This window comes from Janthinobacterium paucivorans (assembly GCF_051380805.1).
In the GTDB taxonomy this organism is placed as follows: Bacteria; Pseudomonadota; Gammaproteobacteria; order Burkholderiales; family Burkholderiaceae_D; genus Janthinobacterium; species Janthinobacterium lividum_D.
In genome coordinates, this window is the sequence record NZ_JBNYXR010000009.1 from 68,483 (window position 1) to 89,572 (window position 21,090).

At 59.7% G+C, this 21,090-nt stretch carries 17 protein-coding genes; 10 read left to right on the top strand and 7 right to left on the bottom strand.

All coding sequences use genetic code 11. The annotated features are described in order from the left end of the window. The first annotated feature begins 184 nt into the window (after nucleotides 1-184). The gene (locus ACQ4V8_RS12770) at nucleotides 185-601 is read left to right on the top strand and encodes an Imm70 family immunity protein (protein WP_043461706.1); all 417 of its coding nucleotides are present in this window, start codon (nucleotides 185-187) and stop codon (nucleotides 599-601) included. 40 nt (nucleotides 602-641) lie between these two features. On the opposite strand, the gene ACQ4V8_RS12775 is transcribed toward ACQ4V8_RS12770, so the two are convergent. Next, nucleotides 642-1,898, bottom strand: coding sequence for an IS4 family transposase (locus tag ACQ4V8_RS12775; RefSeq protein WP_436571588.1), 1,257 nt, complete (start codon nucleotides 1,896-1,898; stop codon nucleotides 642-644). Nucleotides 1,899-2,219: 321 nt separating this feature from the next. Continuing rightward, nucleotides 2,220-2,975, bottom strand: a complete 756-nt coding sequence (locus tag ACQ4V8_RS12780; protein WP_436571589.1) for a transposase — start codon at nucleotides 2,973-2,975, stop codon at nucleotides 2,220-2,222. Here ACQ4V8_RS12780 and ACQ4V8_RS12785 point away from each other — a divergent pair. The 3 genes from ACQ4V8_RS12785 (at nucleotide 2,910) to ACQ4V8_RS12795 (ending at nucleotide 7,470) form a co-directional block, all read left to right on the top strand. After that, complete coding sequence (locus ACQ4V8_RS12785; protein ID WP_436571641.1) at nucleotides 2,910-3,077, top strand: hypothetical protein; 168 nt, start codon at nucleotides 2,910-2,912, stop codon at nucleotides 3,075-3,077. The genes ACQ4V8_RS12780 and ACQ4V8_RS12785 overlap by 66 nt on opposite strands. A 484-nt stretch (nucleotides 3,078-3,561) precedes the next feature. After that, the gene (locus ACQ4V8_RS12790) at nucleotides 3,562-4,590 is read left to right on the top strand and encodes a PEP-CTERM sorting domain-containing protein (protein WP_436571590.1); all 1,029 of its coding nucleotides are present in this window, start codon (nucleotides 3,562-3,564) and stop codon (nucleotides 4,588-4,590) included. 648 nt (nucleotides 4,591-5,238) lie between these two features. Then, complete coding sequence (locus ACQ4V8_RS12795; RefSeq protein ID WP_010397737.1) at nucleotides 5,239-7,470, top strand: NADP-dependent isocitrate dehydrogenase; 2,232 nt, start codon at nucleotides 5,239-5,241, stop codon at nucleotides 7,468-7,470. 141 nt (nucleotides 7,471-7,611) lie between these two features. On the opposite strand, the gene ACQ4V8_RS12800 is transcribed toward ACQ4V8_RS12795, so the two are convergent. The 4 genes from ACQ4V8_RS12800 to ACQ4V8_RS12815 form a co-directional block, all read right to left on the bottom strand. Further along, a complete protein-coding gene (locus ACQ4V8_RS12800) occupies nucleotides 7,612-8,730 on the bottom strand; it encodes a sulfotransferase family protein (RefSeq protein WP_010397740.1) in 1,119 nt (372 codons plus the stop codon). 34 nt (nucleotides 8,731-8,764) lie between these two features. After that, nucleotides 8,765-9,391, bottom strand: a complete 627-nt coding sequence (gene cysC, locus ACQ4V8_RS12805) for an adenylyl-sulfate kinase (protein WP_436571591.1) — start codon at nucleotides 9,389-9,391, stop codon at nucleotides 8,765-8,767. A 24-nt stretch (nucleotides 9,392-9,415) separates the two neighbouring features. Beyond that, nucleotides 9,416-11,128 carry a methyl-accepting chemotaxis protein gene (locus ACQ4V8_RS12810; RefSeq protein ID WP_436571592.1) on the bottom strand — a complete coding sequence of 571 codons (1,713 nt, stop codon included), beginning with the start codon at nucleotides 11,126-11,128 and terminating at the stop codon, nucleotides 9,416-9,418. A gap of 455 nt (nucleotides 11,129-11,583) precedes the next feature. Next, a complete protein-coding gene (locus ACQ4V8_RS12815) occupies nucleotides 11,584-12,948 on the bottom strand; it encodes an amino acid permease (RefSeq protein ID WP_010397746.1) in 1,365 nt (454 codons plus the stop codon). 378 nt (nucleotides 12,949-13,326) lie between these two features. Here ACQ4V8_RS12815 and alkB point away from each other — a divergent pair, with 378 nt between their 5' ends. The 6 genes from alkB to ACQ4V8_RS12845 all read left to right on the top strand — a co-directional run bounded on the left by alkB (nucleotide 13,327) and on the right by ACQ4V8_RS12845 (nucleotide 20,403). Next, nucleotides 13,327-13,989, top strand: a complete 663-nt coding sequence (gene alkB, locus ACQ4V8_RS12820; RefSeq protein ID WP_436571593.1) for a DNA oxidative demethylase AlkB — start codon at nucleotides 13,327-13,329, stop codon at nucleotides 13,987-13,989. A gap of 117 nt (nucleotides 13,990-14,106) precedes the next feature. Next, entirely contained in the window at nucleotides 14,107-15,021 is a 915-nt protein-coding gene (gene folE2 / locus ACQ4V8_RS12825) for a GTP cyclohydrolase FolE2 (protein WP_010397749.1), read from the top strand. A gap of 33 nt (nucleotides 15,022-15,054) precedes the next feature. Next, nucleotides 15,055-15,222 carry a hypothetical protein gene (locus tag ACQ4V8_RS12830; RefSeq protein WP_436571594.1) on the top strand — a complete coding sequence of 56 codons (168 nt, stop codon included), beginning with the start codon at nucleotides 15,055-15,057 and terminating at the stop codon, nucleotides 15,220-15,222. A gap of 101 nt (nucleotides 15,223-15,323) precedes the next feature. Then, complete coding sequence (gene blaOXA / locus ACQ4V8_RS12835) at nucleotides 15,324-16,142, top strand: class D beta-lactamase (protein WP_070347397.1); 819 nt, start codon at nucleotides 15,324-15,326, stop codon at nucleotides 16,140-16,142. A 223-nt stretch (nucleotides 16,143-16,365) separates the two neighbouring features. Then, nucleotides 16,366-18,819 carry a penicillin-binding protein 1A gene (locus tag ACQ4V8_RS12840; protein WP_010397753.1) on the top strand — a complete coding sequence of 818 codons (2,454 nt, stop codon included), beginning with the start codon at nucleotides 16,366-16,368 and terminating at the stop codon, nucleotides 18,817-18,819. 42 nt (nucleotides 18,820-18,861) lie between these two features. Further along, complete coding sequence (locus ACQ4V8_RS12845) at nucleotides 18,862-20,403, top strand: cryptochrome/photolyase family protein (RefSeq protein WP_010397756.1); 1,542 nt, start codon at nucleotides 18,862-18,864, stop codon at nucleotides 20,401-20,403. Nucleotides 20,404-20,512: 109 nt separating this feature from the next. On the opposite strand, the gene ACQ4V8_RS12850 is transcribed toward ACQ4V8_RS12845, so the two are convergent. Then, nucleotides 20,513-21,079, bottom strand: coding sequence for a hypothetical protein (locus tag ACQ4V8_RS12850; protein ID WP_010397759.1), 567 nt, complete (start codon nucleotides 21,077-21,079; stop codon nucleotides 20,513-20,515). Nucleotides 21,080-21,090 lie beyond the last annotated feature (11 nt).

The window sequence follows — 21,090 nt, forward strand, 5'->3', positions numbered from 1 at the left end:
GTCTATCTAATAAAGAATGTGTCTCAGCTTCGCTTGACCTATCAGATAAAAATGCTAACATATATGGCGAAAACGCGGAACAAGATACTTATTATTCGATTGCCAAAAGCAGCTAAAATCCACGAGTCGTTACGGGAATTCGTGCGTAGCGTGAACGGATTAATAAATATTGAGTGGACGTAATATGGGCCTATATCTTTGTGTATTTGATGATGATGATAATGAGTTGGATGGCGTTGAGGTAGGTTCATATGCGGATTTTAATTTCTTCCGTGACGCTGTTGTTGCCACTGTTGAAAATGGGAATGCAGGTACAGTTTGCCCCGTGCTTAACACCCATTCAGATAATGATGGCGAATGGACAAGTGAGGAGGCTCGTCACTTGCTTACTGAATTGTCTCAGATCGCAGAAGTGATGCGTGGTTATCCACGGGTCGAATTTAATTCCAATTGGAAAAAAGAAGTTGCCAAAACATTCGGCCTTAGTCCTAAAATGTTGTTGGACTGCTTCTTTGACATTGATGGCGAGCCGCTTGTCGAACGGTTAGGTCAGCTTGCGCAGGTAAGTATTTCTAATAGCCAGCCAATTTTATTTCAGTAGTCGAAGGGCAATCTTCCCAAGTTAAGGAATTTTTGTGCCTTTAGCATGGCTTCTGTGTCATGAATTTGTGAGGTTTGGGCCTGTGCTTGCGTGGTTTTGACTGATTTTCTCGATGAAGATAGGTGTGCTTTCCAAGCAACTTGAACGTCTCGCGCAGATGTTTGGCGACTTTTTTCCCGAACAGCAGCGCTGGCATTGCACGTTTGATAACGGTGTGCGCGTAAGAGTGATTGATACGATCGAGGGCGCGCAGGTCAGCTTGGTGATGAGCGGCCAAAGCGACCAATGCCTGCAGGTTGTCACACATGATTTTGGCGGCGACATCGTGCACGACGGCCTGTTGCGACAGGCCTGAGACATGCTCCAGGTGAAGGCGCGACTTGAGCCGCTTGAAGGCCTCCTCGATGCGCCAGCGCTGGTGGTAAAGGTCGCCGAAGGCGCTGGCCGGGAAACGGCCGGTGTCGAACAAATTGGTCATTAACACGCGCACGGCCCCAGTGGAGGCGACGTGGCGCACCAGCCGAACCCGCTGGGGCGTGCAGGTGAAGTCGTAGTCGGCGGCGTCGCGCCGCGACGGCGCGCTGAGCGTGACGACCTGCTCATCGAGGCCGGAGTCCATGAACGCGCGCACGCAGGCGAAACCGCCGTCGCCGGCTTTGTCGACTCGCATACAGAACGAAATGGCGCGCTCCGAGAGTAAGGCCACCAGCCAGCGCGACGGATAGCCCCGGTCCAGCAACAGCAGGTCGTCGCTAGAGAGGCGGTCCAGATGCTGCGCCAGCATCTGGCGCTCGCCGCACTCGTCGATGCCGTGCAACGACGTCGCCAGCATCAGTTCGGCGCCGGGCAGGAACAGGCCGAATAGAATCTGGTCAGGCTGCGCGGCGTGCACGAGCTTGCTGGCGCGCACGCCGAAACGCACCGTCGAGGCATCGGCGGCAACCAGACGCAAACGGCGCCAGCGCGGCACGAAACCATGTTGTTCGGCACGTGCAACGAGCCAGTCGTTGAGCGCTGGAATGGCGGTCAACGACAGCTTGGCGCGCGCTTGCGCGAACGCCTGTTCGGAAACCGTACGCAGCAATTGCGCTTGCCCAGCCAGGTGAGCGAAGAACGTGTCGAGCTCGGCCTGGACACCCATGCGCATGCCGGTCAGCATGAGCGCCACCAGCGACGGCAATGGCAGTTTGCGGCGCCGCGTGAACGCCGTGGGATGCTCGGGATGCCTGGCCGACTCAAGGAATTCGGTGGACTGTAATCGTAAGGCGAGGTCGGTAAAAAGGGTCGTAAGGGACATGGCAACCAGCGAGGTAAAAAATCTCACTGGCGACGCCGTTCATGACTGATATGTCAAGCTATTTATCGCATTTTCCTAAAGTTTTTAGGTGAATTCCTTAACTTGGGAGGATTGGTTGCAGAGGGCCCGAGTCACGCAGGTCTGGCACGAGGGCCGGGGTCAGTGAGCAATCCACCCAAGTTAAGCAACAGGCTGCCATCGAGCAACCTTGTAGGCCATGTGTTTATGGGGCTTGTAGGCGTTGGTTTGCCGTGACCTTGATTGTCCTGGGCGATGTTGAAACGGGAGGGTTAGGGTCATGTCCGGCATTCGTACACGATCTCAGCCTTGGCCGTCTCGATCTGCAGCAAGTGACGCTTTTCTAAATGCCGATACTGCTCGACTGACTGTCCTGCTCGAGACGTGAAAAGCTGCGGCGGTGTGAGACATCGTAAAAGCTGTCGACAGATAAGCGCGTGCCATCGCCTCGTCCCTGTCACTGTAGCGGGCCTGGTATTGGGCTAATGTTAGTGTGACAGCGCGGCGCTGCAGCCTTGGCGTATCTTTTAACTCATCGGAACGCTGCGATTGTTGATGTGCCGAAACGAAGGTTTCATCGCCAAGTAGAATCTGGTGACAGGTGCGAGCGAGTGGACTTGCCTTTCCTATTCCGGACGCGACAAACCGACAGTAGTTGGCAATTTCCTCGTCGCGCGTGTCGCCGAAATGGCTTAAAAGCCAGTCGCATGCTAACCAACATGGAGGCGCTGCGTCGTCCAAAAAGTAGTGATGGCTACTCCAGTACCAGTCGTCGGGGGACGTGACCATGTGCGCGCGGACTGGATTCAATACGATGTAGCGGGCCAATTCCAATAGATAGTTCTCTTTCTGCACCAAGATAGCTTTGTAGCGGCCTTGCAGTACGTGTCCAACAAGCTTATGGCGCCGATTGAAATGCTGAGTGTACACGCCATTCAGTTGGCGCATGCCCTGCGACAGATTTGCCTCGAGCGTTTCAACGAGCAGATGATAATGATTGCTCATCTGGCAAAAGCTATGCACGACAAAATGGTGCCGCTCACATACCAACGCAAGCACTTCTTGCCAGGCAAGGCGATCAGTATCGTCCCGCTAAATGGCGCCGCGCCGGTCGCCGCGCGAAGTAACGTGGTAGAGGGCACCGGCGAACTCAAGGCGTAGTGGTCGTGTCATGGTTAGATGGTGCCTGGGCTAAGTATATTGGCACTGAGATTGCGCAGAGGTTCCTATGTCGGTATGGCTTAGGTCGTGTCGTAATGGCGGACCTGACCCCGGTGCCACCGGTGCCACGTTGCCACCGGTGCCAAAATTGCCAAAAATCGTAATGAAAATGCTTAAAAACGACTTTTAGGTAAAATATGTCCCGACGCCCAAAAAAATTGCGTCTCAGTCGGTAAAAACCGGAGATCTCTCCCCGTTTTTGACGCCCAGTTAATGGCGACGGCCTGCCCGATTTGGTCGACTCTGCCTGCGACGGTGTCTACGTAGCGATCAATCCCGTGAGTGCGCTCAATCCCCCCGCTCAAATAAATTAGCGATTTTGCTTCGGCGACTCTGTTCGCCGGGACCAATATCGACACCTACCTGCGGACCCTGCTCGATGTCTATGGCAACCGCTTGTTGGTGATAAGCCACTGCCGACTAATTGTATTTTAATATCAACATTTTTGTTTGCAAAAAGGTAATTATTTTGGTGAAAAAAATTAAGATGGCGCTGGCGTTCTTTGCGTTGGCTACCGTTGGTCTGATGGAGGCGAAGGCCGCGACGGACTACAACTGGACGCAGGTCTCGCGTTGGAGGGAAGGAGTCCGCTACAACCAGGATGGTGCCACGATTTATCCCCAAGAGTGGTATCCGGCCAAGGGCTATGACGTGCGTCCCCACAAGCAGCTCTACAAGATGTTTCCCGAGCTGGTCGTCGGAGATGGCAATAACAAGGCCACCAGCGACAACCTGTGGAAGGCCTTGCTCAACTCTCCCAATGTGATAGGCAACTCGAGCAACCTGGTTCGCGCACACGACATCTCCGAAGACTGGGACATCAACTTCGTTGATCCAAACGTGTCCAACAAAAACTACTGGACTGATTGGTATGTCGACAAGGGGTGGGGCGAAGTCCCTCGCGGAGCCTATCCTTTGACCCTGACTGGCGGTCCCCAGGCGGGTCAGAGCCTCTTGGGTAACAACAATCTGTTGGCCATGGGTGATGATAAATCGGTGTGGCTGGATGTCGATGGTACTTTGAGCTACTACAACTACTTCACCGGCACGCTGGCGTTCGATTCCAAGAAGACTGCATTCTCGGGTGGCGCAGCTGGCTGGAGTGGCGCATCCCTGACCGGCAAGCTCGGTAACATGATCGGTTTCGAGCAAAATAATTTGTACTTCCTGGAAGGTGCCAATACCGTCCACGTATACAACTATGACCTTGGCTTCGTGCGCACCGACGAGTTCAGATTCGATGGCGATCTGGCTGGGCGTTCGCTGGCCGATCTCATTGATGGCAAGGTTGATGGCTATAGCTACCTTGGCTGGGACTTGGGGCCCGTAGTCGTCGGGGTGTCGGCGGTGTCGCCGGTACCGGAGCCTTCCAGCATGGCCATGTGGTTGATCGGTGGTGGTTTGTTGGCGGCGCGTCTGCGCAAGAAGCGCAAGGGCGGCCAGCAAGCTTGATTCACCTGTCACGCTTGCTTTCTGACTGACTCCAAGGGTTGGTCGGCCAGGTGCTCTCACCGGGTCGGCCAGCCCTTGCGCCTTGTATGCCGGATCTGGCATATCCCAGCCTCAAAGGGGCGCAGCTCGGGAACACCTTCTCCGATAAGGTGTCGCCATGCCAAGAATTTTTTAAATGGCAAGTCAAGGACGTGCTGTGATGATGGCGATGTGCGACGACAAGTCCGCATCGTCGAACGCCCGGTCACAAAAGCCTTTCTCCAGTAAGTTCTAGATCGCCCTGCAACTGTGCCTGGCGCTGGCGAACGTGCGCGGGATCGTCAGAACGCGTGAGAGTGACACGATTTGCGCAAATATACGTGTATTTCTGTCTATATCTTTATGCTCGCATACATGCCCGGCCAGTCCGCAGCCATATCTTGTCGCGCGTAAAACCGTCATATATCACTGGCTGCTTCAGATATTTGCTGTCTTATATAAGATTCGTCCCCATCGGATACACAAACAGCGGCAGGACAGTCTAAAATACGTGGTGGGCAAGCACGGCGTCACCGCCGGCACACTAGCCGTCCAAAGCAAGGCTAACCGTCCTGTGTTTGGAATGAAGAAAGTTAACCACCAGGCATCACCGCATACAAGGGAATGAACATGGCAACACAAAAATCCAAAATCATCTACACGCTGACTGACGAGGCGCCGCTGCTCGCGACGTATTCCCTGCTGCCAATCATCAAAAAATTCACCGCGCCCGCTGGCGTGGACGTCGTCGCCAGCGATATCTCGGTGGCCTCGCGTGTACTGGCCGAATTTCCCGAATTCCTGACGGACGCGCAAAAAGTCCCGAATACTCTGGCTGAACTGGGCAAATTGACCCAGAATCCGGACACCAACATCATCAAGCTGCCTAACATCAGTGCTTCCCAGGGTCAATTGATCGCCTGCGTGCGCGAATTGCAAGCCCGTGGCTACAAGCTGCCCGACTATCCGGAAGATGCCAAGACGGAAGAAGAAAAAGCCTTGAAGGCCCGTTACGGCAAGTGCATCGGCAGCTCGGTCAACCCAGTGCTGCGTGAAGGCAATTCCGACCGCCGCGCACCGAAGGCGGTCAAAGAGTTCGCCCGCAAGCACCCGCATTCGATGGGCGAGTGGAGCCAGGCGTCGCAAACCCACGTCTCGCACATGCATCATGGCGACTTTTACCATGGCGAAAAATCGCTGACCCTGGAAAAGGCCCGCGATGTGAAGATGGAACTGGTCACCGCCTCGGGCAAGACTATCGTGCTGAAACCCAAGGTTTCCCTGCAAGCGGGCGAAATCATCGACAGCATGTTCATGAGCAAGAAAGCGCTGCTGGAGTTCTACGAGAAGGAAATCGACGACGCCTTCAAGACCGGCGTGATGTTCTCGCTGCACGTCAAGGCGACCATGATGAAGGTGTCGCATCCTATCGTCTTCGGCCACTGCGTACGCATTTTCTACAAGGACGCGTTCGCCAAGCACGCAGACCTGTTCGACAAGCTGGGCGTGAATGTCAACAATGGCATGAGCAACCTGTACGACAAGATCGAGACCCTGCCAGCGTCGCAAAAAGATGAAGTGCTGAAAGATTTGCACGCCTGCCACGCGCATCGTCCGGAATTGGCCATGGTCGATTCGGCCAAGGGCATCACCAACTTCCATTCGCCGAACGACATCATCGTCGATGCGTCGATGCCTGCCATGATCCGTATCGGCGGCAAGATGTGGGGCGCCGACGGCCGTCCGAAAGACGTCAAGGCAGTCATGCCGGAATCGACTTTCGCGCGCATCTACCAGGAAATGATCGGCTTTTGCAAATGGCATGGCAACTTCGATCCGAAGACCATGGGCACCGTGCCGAACGTGGGCCTGATGGCGCAGCAAGCGGAAGAATACGGTTCGCACGACAAGACGTTTGAAGTGCCTGAAGGCGGCATTGCCAACATCACCGACATCGAAACGGGCGAAGTGCTGCTGACGCAAACGGTGGAAGAGGGCGACATCTGGCGCATGTGCCAGGTCAAGGACGCGCCGATCCGCGACTGGGTCAAGCTGGCCGTCACCCGCGCGCGCAACTCGGGCATGCCTGCCGTGTTCTGGCTCGATTCTTACCGTCCGCACGAGAACGAAGTCATCAAGAAGGTACAGGTGTACCTGAAGGAGCACGACACCAAGGGCCTGGAAATCCAGATCATGTCGCAGACGCGCGCCATGCGCTACACCCTGGAGCGCGCCTTCCGTGGCCTCGATACCATCTCGGTAACGGGCAACATCTTGCGCGATTATCTGACCGACCTGTTCCCGATCCTGGAACTGGGCACCAGCGCCAAGATGCTCTCGATCGTGCCGTTGATGGCCGGTGGCGGCATGTACGAAACGGGCGCTGGCGGTTCGGCACCTAAACACGTCAAGCAACTGGTGGAAGAAAACCATTTGCGCTGGGATTCGCTCGGTGAATTCCTGGCCCTGGCCGTGTCGCTGGAAGACATGGGCATCAAGACGGGCAATGCGAAGGCTAAAATCCTCGCGAAAACCCTCGATGAAGCCACCGGCAAGCTGCTTGACAACAATAAGTCGCCATCGCCACGCACTGGTGAGCTCGACAATCGCGGCAGCCATTTCTATCTGGCCATGTACTGGGCGCAAGCGCTGGAAGCGCAGAAAGATGATGCGCAGCTGGCAGCACACTTCGCGCCATTGGCAAAAGCCCTGGCCGAGAATGAAGAGAAGATTGTCGCCGAGCTGAAAGCAGTGCAAGGCAAGGAAATGGATATCGGCGGTTACTATCTGCCCGATCCGGCGAAGACGGAAGCGGTCATGCGTCCTAGCGCCAGCCTGAATGCGGTGCTCGACAGCATCTGATGCCGTCCTGACAGGCAGTCAGTGCTTGACTGCTGCAGGATAAAAAACGCCGCCGGGAGTGATCCCGGCGGCGTTTTTCATTGCGCCGCAGTGTGCAGCCCGCAAGCGGCCATGGCCCGATGTCTGCGCTGCGCCAGAATATTAATCGTTGACGACAAACGCCTTCGGGTCGAGCTGATCGAGCGTGACGATGCTGCCGCTGTCGGCCGCGCCGCCGCTCTGGCTGAGCCGTGCATGTAACTGTGTCAGATAGTCGGCGCGGCAACGGCGCAGCACGTAGTCGCGAAAATTATCCTCTTCCAGGTCGCTCCAGGCACGTTCGCGTCCTTGCGCCGAGCGCACGCCGGCCATCTCGATGAGCGCGGGCGTGATGCTGGCGTCACCGCCGCTGAGACGCGTGTAGCCGTAGCGGTCCATATACGCTCCGGTGAGCGTTTCGATGAGCTCGATATCGTCATCCGATAGTTGCTGCCGGAATTTGTCGATATTGGCCGCGATCGGCGCATAGCAGTTGGCCGACCAGAGCGACGACAACTGCGCGATTTGCCGCGCTTCCGCCGAGGCGGCGACGTCGAGCATCTGCGGCAGGAAGTTGATGCCGAGGAAATGGCAGACCGTTTCCAGCGTCTCCTGTTGCCGCGAGAGGAAATCTTCATAGCGTATGGTCAGCACGCGCTGCCCATAGCGCTGCATGACATGGTCAGCTGCCACATGGGCTGCCAGCCAGGTCCTGGTATTGAGCAAGGTGTCGAAATCGTGGATGATGGCGCGGTTCATCGACGCCACTTGCGCGCGCGGATCGCGCACCACATTCAGGAACAGCATGTCTGGATACAGCTCCATGAGGTCATCGGCGTAGTGCACGCTGTCGAGCGACTTGTCCATTACCACCTGGGCCTGGTGGCGTTCTCCGGCGCGCAGCAGTAGTTCCCATGCCACGCGGTGGATGCTGCGCGGCTGCTCGCGCAGCGTCTCGAACAGTTCCACCGGATCGAAGACGACGCCCGGCCACTTGACCATGCTGACCGCCGCCAGGCCCACCACATCGACCACCAGGCGAAAGTAGGCACGGTCGTCGCGCAAGTCGCCGTACAGGGGCAGCAGCGGCATCATATCGATCAGGTGCAGCGGATACGGCGAATAAAACTGCGGCGACAGGTTCAGGCGCAGGCGCAGGGCATGGCTGCCGCAGCGGCGCAGGGGGATCATCATGACCGGGCGCGGGCGCGCGCCGGTGCCCGAAGGGGAGCTGCTATTCATCTCATCATTCCTCGAAAAAGGTAGCCGCGCGACATCAGATGAAGCGCGGGCAAAGCTGCTGGAATAGCTGTTCGCAAGCCTGTTCCAGCGACAGTGCGGCCGTATCGAGCGATAGCGCTGGCGCCAGCGGCGCCTCATACGGCGCGGAGACGCCCGTAAAGGCCGGTATCAGGCCGGCGCGCGCTTTCTTGTACAGTCCTTTGGGATCGCGCTCCTCGCACAGCGCGCACGGCGTACTGATGTAGGCTTCGATAAAATTGTCGCAGCCGATGATCTGGCGCGCGATCTCGCGGTCGCTGCGCAGCGGCGAGATGAAGGCGCAGATGACCATCATGCCGGCGTCGTTCATCAGCCTGGCGATGACGGCGCTGCGGCGGATGTTTTCCTGGCGGTCGCGGGGAGAGAAACCCAGGTCGCCATTCAGGTGGTGCCGCATATTGTCGCCGTCAAGCACGTAGGCGAGGCGTCCCTCCGCCAGCAGCCGCCTCTCCAGCGCGTAGGCCAGCGTCGACTTGCCTGCGCCGCTCAGGCCGGTAAGCCAGAGCGTCGCGGCGTGCTGGCGGGCCAGCAGGGCCCGCTGCTCTTTGTCGACATGGCCCGCATGCGGGAAGATGTGTTGCGCTACTTCGCTTGCAGCGACGACCTGTTCCAATTTACCCATATGCCTCACTCCTATGTTGCCGCTTTAAAACTGTTCCCACTCGATTTCGCTGGGCTTGGCGACGGCGGAACGGGCCGGCTTTGCCGTGGCGAGCGTGTGCCTCGCCGCTGGCGGTGGCGCTGGCGGGCGGCTAGACACGCGCGGCGGTGCCGCGCGCACGCTAGCGATGTTGCCCAGACTAAAGACGCTGACTACCTCGTTCAGGCTGTTGACCTGTGCCTGCATCGCCTGCGCGGCGGCGGCCGCTTCCTCGACCAGTGCCGCATTTTGCTGCGTCACATTGTCCATTTGCGTCACGGCCATATTAATTTGCTCGATACCTGTCGATTGTTCCTGGCTGGAGGAGAGCATTTCGGACATGATGCCGGTGACGCGTCGCACGCTGGCGACGACCTCGTGCATGGTCGAGCCGGCCTGTTCGACCAGCCGGTTGCCGGCCTGCACCTTGTCGACCGAATCGCCGATCAATTCCTTGATTTCCTTCGCTGCTGCTGCCGAGCGCTGCGCCAGATTGCGTACCTCGGTAGCCACCACGGCAAAGCCGCGCCCCTGTTCCCCGGCGCGGGCTGCCTCGACTGCCGCGTTCAGCGCCAGGATATTGGTCTGGAAGGCGATGCCGTCGATCACGGCGATAATGTCGACAATCTTGCGGGCCGAGACATCGATCGCCGCCATGGTGTCGACCACCTGCGCCACCACGGCGCCGCCTTTGGTAGCGACATCGGAGGCCGATTCGGCCAGCCCGTTGGCTTGGCGCGCATGGTCGGTGTTAATGCGCACGGTGCTGGTCAATTCTTCCATCGAGGAAGCGGTTTGTTCCAGCGTGCTGGCCTGTTGTTCCGTGCGCGAAGACAAGTCCAGGTTGCCCATGGCGATTTGCCCCGCCGCCGTGGAGATCGTCTCGGTGCTGGTATGGACTTGCTGGACGATTTTCGCCAGGCTGTCGCGCATCGACTGCATGGCGAACAGCAGGCTGTGCGTGTCGCCGGCGCGAGTATGGATGGGCACAACCAAGTTGCCACTGGCGATCTGCCCGGCGATCTCGGCTGCCTCGTCGGGCTCGCAACCGAGTTGACGCGTCACGCTGCGCGTGATCAGCACCGCGGCCAGCAGGCTCACGACCAGTGCCAGCGAGCCTATGCTCAGCATCATCAGGCGCGCCTGGTTATAAGCCTCCTCGGCGATGGTAGTAGCTTCGCTATTTTGCTTTTCTTCGAGCGCGATCAAGGTGCGCAACAATTCCCACCAGCGCTTTTGCACGGGGCGGAATTCATAGCGCAGCAGTTGATAGGCCTCTTCCTGCTTTTGACTCAGCGCCAGCGTAGCGGCCCGTTGGATGAAGGGGCCGGCCAGCTCGCTCTGCTGGCGGATCTGTTCGAGCAGATTTCTTTCTTCGGTCGATGTGCCGCCCAATTTGCTGAACATTTCTCCCAGCTTTTGTTGTGCGGCGGCATATTTCTTTTCCTGCGCCGCGATGCGCTCGACCTCGATCTTGATTTCCTTCTCTTCTTTCAGCAAAATAAGATTGCGTAGCGCCAACGCCCGCTCGGTGACTGTCAAGTCCATAGTTTGCGCCAGCCTGGTTTCAACGTTGTTGACCTTGGTTGCCTCATCCATGCGGTCCTGGATTTGCTTCATGCTGGCTAGCCCCAGCGTGATGATCAGTAACAGGAGTAAGGCGACCAGGCCAAAACCCAGGCCGAGCCGCTTGGCTATCGTTAAGTTCAAAAGTCTCATGCTGTCTCCTTAGGGCCGTGCTTGATGTTACGTATCAGCGAATGCGGATGTGTTGCGGTGTTCTCAGCGATCATAGTGATTGCGAGTACGGGAAATGTCACACATAGTCACTTTCGGCATTTGAGCAACAGTATAAATTTACTTGCGGCAACAGTGAGGACGTGCGCTATATGCCGAACATACCCCAATCCGGGCGTGGCGGCAGAGCGCGATGCAGGGTAATCATAAAAATATTGCAATATTATTTTTTATTCATGGCCTTGCATTTCATATTTCATATTTCATATTTCATATTTTGCATGGACCGATGTGCTGCCGGAGCAGGGCGAGGCTGACAGCGTTGAGTCTGCTTAGTGTGCTGCCTCTGGTGCAGCGTCAACGACAAAAAAGCCCGCCTTCTTGCGAAGGCGGGCTTTTTGCTGGTTTGTTTTTTGCTTGATTCAGCGTAAAGCCGCCTAGGCCTTGGCCTTGCTTTGCCTGATCCAGTAACCGATGCCCAGGGCGCACAGCCACACGGGAATCAGGTAGACGGAGACGCGCAGGCCCGGTGTCAGGTACATGATCACCAAAATGCCGGCCAGGAAAACCAGGCACAGGTAATTGGTGAATGGGTAGCCCAGGCTCTGGAACAGCGTCGTCTTGCCCTCGGCCTTTTTTTGTGCGCGGAAACGCAGGTGTATCCAGCTGATCATGGCCCAGTTGATGATCAGTGCCGAGACCACCAGGCCCATCAGCACTTCGAACGCTTCGCCGGGCATGAAGTAATTGACCACCACGCAGGCGCCCGTGGCCAGGGCCGACACGCCCAGCGCAGCGAGCGGTACGCCACGGCGGTTCAGGCGCAGCAGGGCGCGCGGCGCATTGCCTTGCTTGGCCAGGCCGAACAGCATGCGCGTGTTGCAGTACACGCCGCTGTTGTAGACGGACAGGGCGGCCGTCAGCACCACCACGTTCAGCGCCGTGGCCACCAGGTTGCTGTCGAGTGCATGGAAGATCAGCACGAAGGGGCTGCCGCCGGTGACGACGTTTTGCCAAGGGTATAGCGACAACAAAATGCCCAGCGCGCCAATATAGAAAATCAGGATGCGGTAGATGGCCTGGTTGGTGGCGCGCGGAATCGTCGTGCTCGGGTCATCGGCCTCGGCCGCCGTGATGCCCACCAGTTCCAGGCCGCCGAACGAGAACATGATGACGGCCATGGCCATCACCAGGCCCTGCCAGCCATTCGGGAAGAAGCCGCCGTGCTGCCACAGGTTGGCCACCGACGCCTGCGGACCGGCGTTGCCGGAAGCGAGCAGCCAGGCGCCGAAAACGATCATGCCGATAATGGCGACCACCTTGATGATGGCGAACCAGAATTCCATCTCGCCGAAGGCTTTGACATTCAATAAACTGATGGCGTTGATGGCGCAAAAAAAGATGAGCGCTGAGACCCAGGTGGGCACGTCCGGCCACCAGTACTGCACATAGATGCCGACGGCCGTCAGTTCTGCCATGCTCACCAGCACATACAGGACCCAGTAATTCCAGCCAGACAGGAAACCGGGCAGGTGGCCGCAGTATTTGTCGGCAAAATAGCTGAAGGAGCCGGCCACGGGCTCGTCGACTACCATCTCGCCCAGCTGGCGCATGATCAGAAAGGCGATGACGCCGGCGATGCCATAGCCGAGCAGCACGGAAGGGCCGGCCATCTTGATGGTTTGCGCGATGCCGAGAAACAGGCCGGTGCCGATGGCGCCGCCCAGGGCGATGAGCTGGATGTGGCGGCTTTTCAGGCCGCGCTTGAGCTCTTGTGGTTCGGTATTCCCGACTGCCGTCATATGTTTTATCCTGTTTTTACGGGGCTGAGGTGGCTGATTCTAAAGCATGCACGCGCAAATCAGGAGCGAAATGCATGTTGCACTGCGGGCTGGCAAGAAACGCCATGTATCTTCGCCGAACGGCGCGCAAACTGCAGCATGCTGCGCTGGCGGCACGCTATCATGCTGGCAAATATTGCGCGCACTCGCGCGCGAAAAGCGCTGCAGCGTTGGCGCGGCGTTCGACTGGCAGGGTTGCTTCTTGCTGCGCGAGGGCGTGCAGCAAAGCGGCGTAATGATCCACCGTCGGCGCCGCAGGCTGCGGCTGGAAATGCCACGGTAGCGCAGCCATGGGGCAGGCGCGTGCGCTTTTTCCATGCTGCGCCTACAATAAGTGGCATGAACCTCTCCCTTTTTGCCGATGAAGAGCAAGCCCCTGCCGCTCCTGCGCCGCTGGTGCCGGGCAGTTGCGCGTCGGTCTTGTTGCGCGCTTTTGCCCTGCCTTATCTGGACCAGCTGCTGCCGGCGCTGGAGGCCATTGTGCTGGCCTCGCCCCTGCGCCATATGGCCACGCCGGGCGGCTTGCGCATGTCCGTGGCCATGAGCAATTGCGGCGCCCAGGGCTGGATCACGGATGGACGCGGCTACCGCTACGTGCGGCTCGATCCGGAAAGCAGCCGACCCTGGCCGCCGATGCCGCCCGTGTTCCTGCGCCTGGCCCAGCAGGCGGCGCTGGCTGCCGGCTATCCGGGCTTCACGCCCGACGCCTGCCTGGTCAACCGTTATGTGCCCGGTGCGCGCATGGCCCTGCACCAGGACCGCGATGAATGCGATTTCACCGCGCCCATCGTTTCGGTCTCACTGGGCTTGCCTGCCATCTTCCTGTTCGGCGGGGCGGCGCGCGCCGACAAGGCTGCGCGCATCGCCTTGTTGCATGGCGACGTGGTGGTATGGGGCGGCGCCGACCGCCTGCGCTTTCACGGCGTGGCACCCCTGAAAGAGGGCGAACACGCGCTGCTGGGGGCACAGCGTATCAATTTGACGTTTCGCAAGGCTAGCTGAGCTGGCGCCAGGCAGCGCATGCCATGCCTGCTATGCCTGTAACACCCGTTTAATGCAAGTAACTTGCAAGTTGACGTTTTTCTCTGCATTATATGCAACTTGTTTGCATATGGAGCCATGAGCATGACGCGCGATTCCCTTTCCTTGCCTCTGCCCGACGTGGCAGCCGGCCCCCATCTCGGCCATCCCATACCACTGGACTGGGTCGGCATGCAGGGCATCGCCTTGCCGCTGTGGATCGAGGAGGGCGGGCAGGTACAACAAGTGCATGCCTGCGCCGACGTGCAAGTCGATTTGCCGGACCCGCACATCAAGGGCATCCACATGTCGCGCCTGTATCTGCTGCTCGATGCGTTTGCCGCCGCGCAGCCGCTCGATGCCGCTGTCCTGGCCGCCGTGTTGCGGCGCATGGTGGACAGCCACGCCGATTGCGGCAGCACGCAGGCGCGCCTGGCGCTGGCGTTCCCCGTGCTGCGGCGCCAGCCGGCGCTGTTGACGGCAGGACTGTCGGGTTGGAAGTCGTATCCCGTGCGCCTGCAGGCCAGTTGCTCCCCGCAGGGCTTTGCCCTGTCACTGACGGTGGAGATCGGCTATTCGTCGACCTGTCCATGTTCGGCGGCACTGGCGCGGCAGTTGCTGGCTGACGCCTTTGCGGCGCAGTTCGGCAGCGCAAGCGTCGACGCCGCAGCCGCCCGCGACTGGCTGCAAGAGCATGCCAGCCTGGCCACGCCGCACAGCCAGCGCAGCACGGCGACGGTGACCGTGCCATTAACGCAACAGGCGCAGCTCGATTTGTTTCCGCTGATCGACCTGGTGGAAGCGGCGCTGGCGACGCCGCTGCAAACGGCCGTGAAACGGGCCGACGAGCAGGCGTTTGCGCGCTTGAATGGTGCTAATCTGATGTATGTGGAAGACGCGGCGCGCCGCGTGCAGGCGGCGCTGCCACACCATGCGCAGGCGCGTGTTACCGTACGGCATATGGAAAGCTTGCATCCGCACGATGCCGTGGCGCAGGCGGGTCAGCTCGCCTGAACTTTTCATTCAAGCACCGCAGAGGACGACAGCATGCCGGAAAAAATCACGCAGGGCCCTGGCGAAGGTGGCCTGGAAGAGGAACTGGAGCGCGAACGACGCGAACATGCGCTGATCGACGAGGAAAAGCTGGGCATGGACGAACTGGAAGAGGCGCACCTGAAGCGCGAACGCCAACCGGGCGCGCCGGCAGGACGCTAGTTGGCAGGATCACACGCTCACGGTGGTCGATGGTCGCTGGCACCGCGTCGCGCTGCCCGGTACAATTTCGCTTTGTCCTGCTCCCCCAACCCCGGAGGCCCATGAAACATCGCGTATTTTCCCAGTTTATCCTCGGCTTGACAGGCACCGTTCTGGCCGCCTCGCATGTCCAGGCCGCTACCATTTGCACCGCCATGGCCGACGCCAAAACGGGCGCCGTCTTGCTGCAGGAAGGTAATTGCATCGACCGCGTCACCCCTGCCTCGACGTTCAAGATCGCGCTCAGCCTGATGGGCTATGACGCCGGTGTCCTCAAGGACCAGCACCAGCCGACCCTGCCGTATCGCCAGGGCTATGTGGACTGGGGCGGCGAAGCGTGGCGCCAGGAGACGGACCCGTCGCGCTGGATGCAGTATGGCGTGCTCTGGTATTCGCAGCAGATCACGCAGGCGCTGGGTGCCGAGCGGTTCCAGAAATACACGCGGGCGCTCGGCTATGGCAATGCCGATGTGTCGGGCGACAAGGGCAAGGAGAATAGCCTGGAGCGCTCGTGGATCAGTTCCTCCTTGAAAATTTCACCGTTGGAACAGCTGGGGTTTCTGCGCAAACTGGTCAATTACCAGCTGCCCGTGAGCAGGCAGGCGATGCAGGAAACGCAGCGTCTGACGCGCCTGGCGGACGTGGGTGGCTGGCAAGTGCATGGCAAGACGGGCACGGCCTTCCCGCGCCAGGCCGATGGCAGCTTTGACGAAGCGCATGGCTACGGCTGGTTCGTGGGCTGGGCCAGCAAGGGCGAGCGCAGCATCGTTTTTGCGCGCCTGGTGCAGGACGAGCAGAAAAGCCTGCCATCGGCGGGCCTGCGCACGCGCGACGCCATGCTGAAAGCATTGCCAGCCTTGCTGGAGCAGGCGCAGAAGTGACGGCCAGCGCCTGCACGTAATGACTAAGGATAAGGATAAGTTTGGTGGTGCGCAGATGGGCGCCGCCCTGCTGCTGGTGGAATACGCTTTTATACGCGGGACGCAGTCTGGGCAATAATCCTGTCATCTTCCGTCCTTGCGCTTACTTATTTCCATCCCGCCACATTGCCCGCCCTATATACTTGCGAAAACGGATCATCCGGCATCAGACAAGGTTACAAGCATGGCATCAGGCACGGAGCAGTTTCAGGCAAAAGCGCGGCAGGCGTTGATACAGGCGCGCGCGCAGGGGAGGCGCCTGGCCGGTGTGGCGTGGGTAAAGGCAGTGCTGCTGTACCGGCGCGGCCATGCGTACTTGATGACCTTGCCGCCGGTGCGGCGCGCGCTGGTGCTGGCCTCATGGTTGATGCTGGCCGTGCTGGCGCTGCTGGTCGTATACTTGCTGCTGTTGATACCCTTGACGCCCAGCATCCACGACTTGCGCCAGGCGCGCGCGGCCGCACCGAGCAGCATGGTTAGCGCCGATGGCAAGGAATTGGCCCGCTTCGATCAGGGTTTGCAGGAACGCGTCAGCTTGCAGCAGATTTCGCCCAATGTGATCAGCGCGCTCATTGCCACGGAAGACCATCGCTTCTACGACCACCATGGCATCGACTTCACCCGCACGGCCGGCGCCATTGTGCACACGGCCGGTGGCAAGCCCCAGGGAGGCTCCACCATCACGCAGCAACTGGCGCGTAATATGTTTCCAGAGGAAATAGGCCGCTCGCGCAACCTGAACCGCAAGCTCAAGGAGCTGATCACGGCGCTGAAGATCGAGGCCACCTACAGCAAAACGGAAATCCTGGAAGCGTATTTGAACACCGTGCCCTTCCTGTACAACACCTATGGCATCGAGATGGCGGCCCGCACGTATTTCGACAAGTCCGCGTCGCGCCTCGACATCCTGGAAAGCGCCACCCTGGTCGGCATGCTCAAGGGCACAAATTACTACAATCCTGTCGGCAATCCCGAACGCTCGCTGCAGCGGCGCAATGTGGTGCTGGGGCAGATGCGCAAACATGCTGTCATCGACGAGGCGCGCTACAAACAGTTGCTCAAGCGCCCGCTGCGCCTGCATTTCGAACGCCAGAGCGAGCGGGCGCAGTCGGACAGCCATTTCACGGCCTATGTGCGCAAGTGGTTGATCGACTGGGCCGACGAGAACGACTACAACCTGGCACTCGATGCGCTGGTGGTGCACACCACGCTCGACCATGCTTTGCAGCAGGCGGCCGAGCGCGCCGTGGAACGCCAGGCGAATGCCTTGCAGGCGATTGCCGACGTGGAATGGAGCCGCGCGGGCATGCCGTCGTCCACCTCGACCGGCATGTATGCGGGCATGCAGGCGGGCAGCGTGCCGTTCGATTATTTCTGGAAATCGCATCCGGCCCTGCTGGACGCCTTCGTGCGCGAATCGGCCGACTACCGCAAGCTGACAGGCACCGGCGCCGCGCCCGAGGCGGCGCTGGCACAGCTGAAGGGCGACCGCGCCTTCATGGCCGCCCTGCGCAAGTCGAAAACGCGCCTGGAAGCGGGTTTTGCGGCCATGGACCCGGCCACGGGCGCCGTGCGCGCCTGGGTCGGCAGCCGCGACTTTGCGCGTGAACAATTCGACCATGTATCGCAGGCGGCGCGCCAGCCCGGTTCCACCTTCAAACCCATCGTGTATGGCGCTGCGCTGGAAAAAGGCTTGAGCCCCGAGCACGTCTACCGCGATGCCGTGACGGATATCAAGGCGGCCGACGGCACGCTATGGCGCCCGACCGACATGAGCGGCACCACAGGGCGCGACATGAGTATGCGCGATGGCCTCGTCTACTCGAAAAACACGATCACGGCGCAAGTGATGCAGGATGTTGGCTTGCCTCCCATCATCAAGCTGGCGCGCGCGCTGGGCATCCGTGACAGCAAGCTGGAAAAAGTGCCGTCGCTGGCGCTGGGCACCAGTCCCGTGACCTTGCTGGAAATGGTCAACGCCTACGCCAGCATTGCCGCCCAGGGCGAGGCGCGCCTGCCGTTCGTCGTCACGCACATCACGGACCGCGAGGGCAAGGTCATCGCCCGTTTCGGCGAAGACAAACCCAAGCGCGCCATGCAGGCGGCATCGGCAGCCATCCTGACGGACATGATGCGCGGCGTGATCGACCGCGGTACGGGCACGGCCATCCGCAGCCGCTTCGGCATCCGCTCCGACGTCGCGGGCAAGAGCGGCACCACGCAAAACAATGCCGATGGCTGGTTCATTTTAATGCACCCGGAACTGGTGGGCGGCGCCTGGGTCGGCTTTAACGACGCCAGGGTGAGCATGCGCAGCAATTACTGGGGGCAGGGCGGCCATAATGCCGTGCTGGTGGTGGGCGACTTCTTCAAGACGGCGCTGGACACGGGCAAACTGTCGCGTGACGCCATCTTCCCCGGTGGCAAGCCACCACCGCCGCTGCGCGCTGTGCAGCCGGTCGAGGAAGCACAGGACGAACCGGTGGAAGAGCCGGGAGAATTGTTGCAAGAAGGCGTGCCGTCGGCACCGCTGGCCATGCCGGTCGAAGCCGAGCAGGAAACGCATGGCAAGGCGCAGCCCGAGCCCGCTCCCGCGCCCGTTCCTGCTTCCGCGCCGCAGCCGGCACCGCAAGGATAAGCGACGCCACTCCGGCCAATTCAACCATTGCATAGAATAATCATGACCTCAACCAAGCCCACGCTGCGCCTGATACTCGGCGACCAGCTCAATGCCCAGCACCGCTGGTTCACCGAAGTCGATGCCGCCACCATCTATGTCTTGATGGAGGTCAGGCAGGAAACCGATTATGTGCTGCACCATGCGCAGAAAATCCTGGCGATCTTCGCTGCCATGCGCGAATTGGCGCGCCAGTTGCGTCAGCTCGGCCACAACGTGCATTACATCGCCATCGACGAGGCGGAAAGCAGGCGCTCGATACCGGACAATATTGAAGCGCTGATTACCCGTTATGACGCTAGCGCCTTCGAATACCAGCAACCCGACGAGTGGCGCCTGGACCAGCAGCTTTACCAGGCGGGAAGACGCTCGGCCGTCCCCTGGCGGATGGTCGACAGCGAGCATTTTTATACGACACGCAACGAGGCAGCCGATATTTTCGCCGGACGCAAGCAATGGCTGATGGAGTTTTTCTACCGTCAGATGCGCAGCAAGCATCAGGTGCTGATGGAAGACGCGAAGAAGCCCGTTGGCGGCCAGTGGAACTTCGATCACGATAACCGCAAGCCCTGGCGCGGCACGCCTGCCGAGCCGCAAGATGCGCGCACGCTGCACGACCATGGGCAATTATGGGCATCCATCGTCGCCGCAGGCGTCAACAGCTTCGGCAACCCCAAGGCCGACCAACTGGCGTGGGCGCTGAATCGCGATGAAGCGCTGCAGCAGCTCGATGCCTTCATCGGCCGGGCATTACCGTATTTTGGCGATTTCCAGGATGCGATGAGCAGCAAGGCCTGGCGCTTGTTTCATTCCCTGCTGTCGTTTGCGCTCAATGTCAAAATGCTGTCGCCACGCGAAGTCGTCGCCAGGGCGCAGGCGGCGTATCACGCCGGCCATGCTCCGCTGGCCGCAGTCGAGGGTTTCATCCGCCAGATATTGGGGTGGCGCGAGTATGTGCGCGGTGTTTATTGGGCCAATATGCCCGGCTATGCGGAGAAGAATTTCTTTGGCCACACGCGCCCGCTGCCGGCATGGTTTTGGGATGGCAAGACGAAGATGCATTGCCTGTCGCAGGCGATTACCCAGTCGCTGGAGCAGGCGCACGCGCATCACATCCAGCGCCTGATGGTGATCGGCAATTTCGCGCTACTGGCCGGTCTGGATCCAGCCAAGGTGCATGGCTGGTACCTGGGCATCTATATCGACGCCTTCGAGTGGGTCGAGCTGCCCAACACCGTCGGCATGAGCCAGTTCGCCGACGGCGGCCTGCTGGCGACCAAGCCGTATGTCTCCAGCGCTGCGTATATCGACCGCATGGGCGATTATTGCAAAGGCTGCCATTACGATAAAAAGGCGCGCATCGGCGAGCGCGCCTGTCCCTTCAATGCCCTGTACTGGGATTTCTTCCACCGCAATGCGGACACCCTGGAACGCAATCCCCGCATCGGCATGGCCTATCGCCAGCTGGAAAAGATGGACGCGGAGGCGATCGCCGCCTTCCGGCAGCAGGCGGCCACGATGCTCGACAGGCTCGATACCCTTTAAAAGAGGACCATCAGGCAGGAGCATCAAACAGGCGCATAAAACAGGCGCATAAAACACGGCGATCCGGCCCCGCGCGCGCTTGTACGGTGTGCATGCCGCAAGCGCGATATTACTGCGCCGTGACGTCCTGGCGCTGGAATTCAATGCGGTTTTCCCGGTAGTCCCACTTGGTGTAGGGGCCGAACACGCGCCGGTTTTCCTTGCTGTCGGCATTCGCTTGCTCGCGCTTCATGCGCCGCGCCAGCGCCGGGTCGACGAGTGGCGCGGTCGTTGCGCTGAACACCTCGTGGCGCACGCTTTGCTTGGCATCGGCGCCGCGCGAAATGATGGTGAGCTTGTGTGACGCTGGATCGAAATACAGGCGCATGGCGAAAGTGTTCATATCCTGCAGATATAAGCCGTCGTCGCGCCACTGGGCATAGAAATAGTCGCCGCAGACGGCCTTCGGTTCGCGTTTCCATTCGCAGGCGAGCAGTATCAACAGATGCTGGTCATCGAGCTGCTTGATGGAAACACGGGCCTTGGAATAGCCCCAGCTGCTCGGTGGCACGGTGCTCGACGAGAGCAACTGGTACTCGCCCACCAGCTTGGGCATGGGCGCTTGCGCGGCGGCACTGGTACAGAGCGCCAAGACGGCTGCGGCGCAAGCGCCGTGTATCGAGGAAAGTACGGTCATGATATGCCATG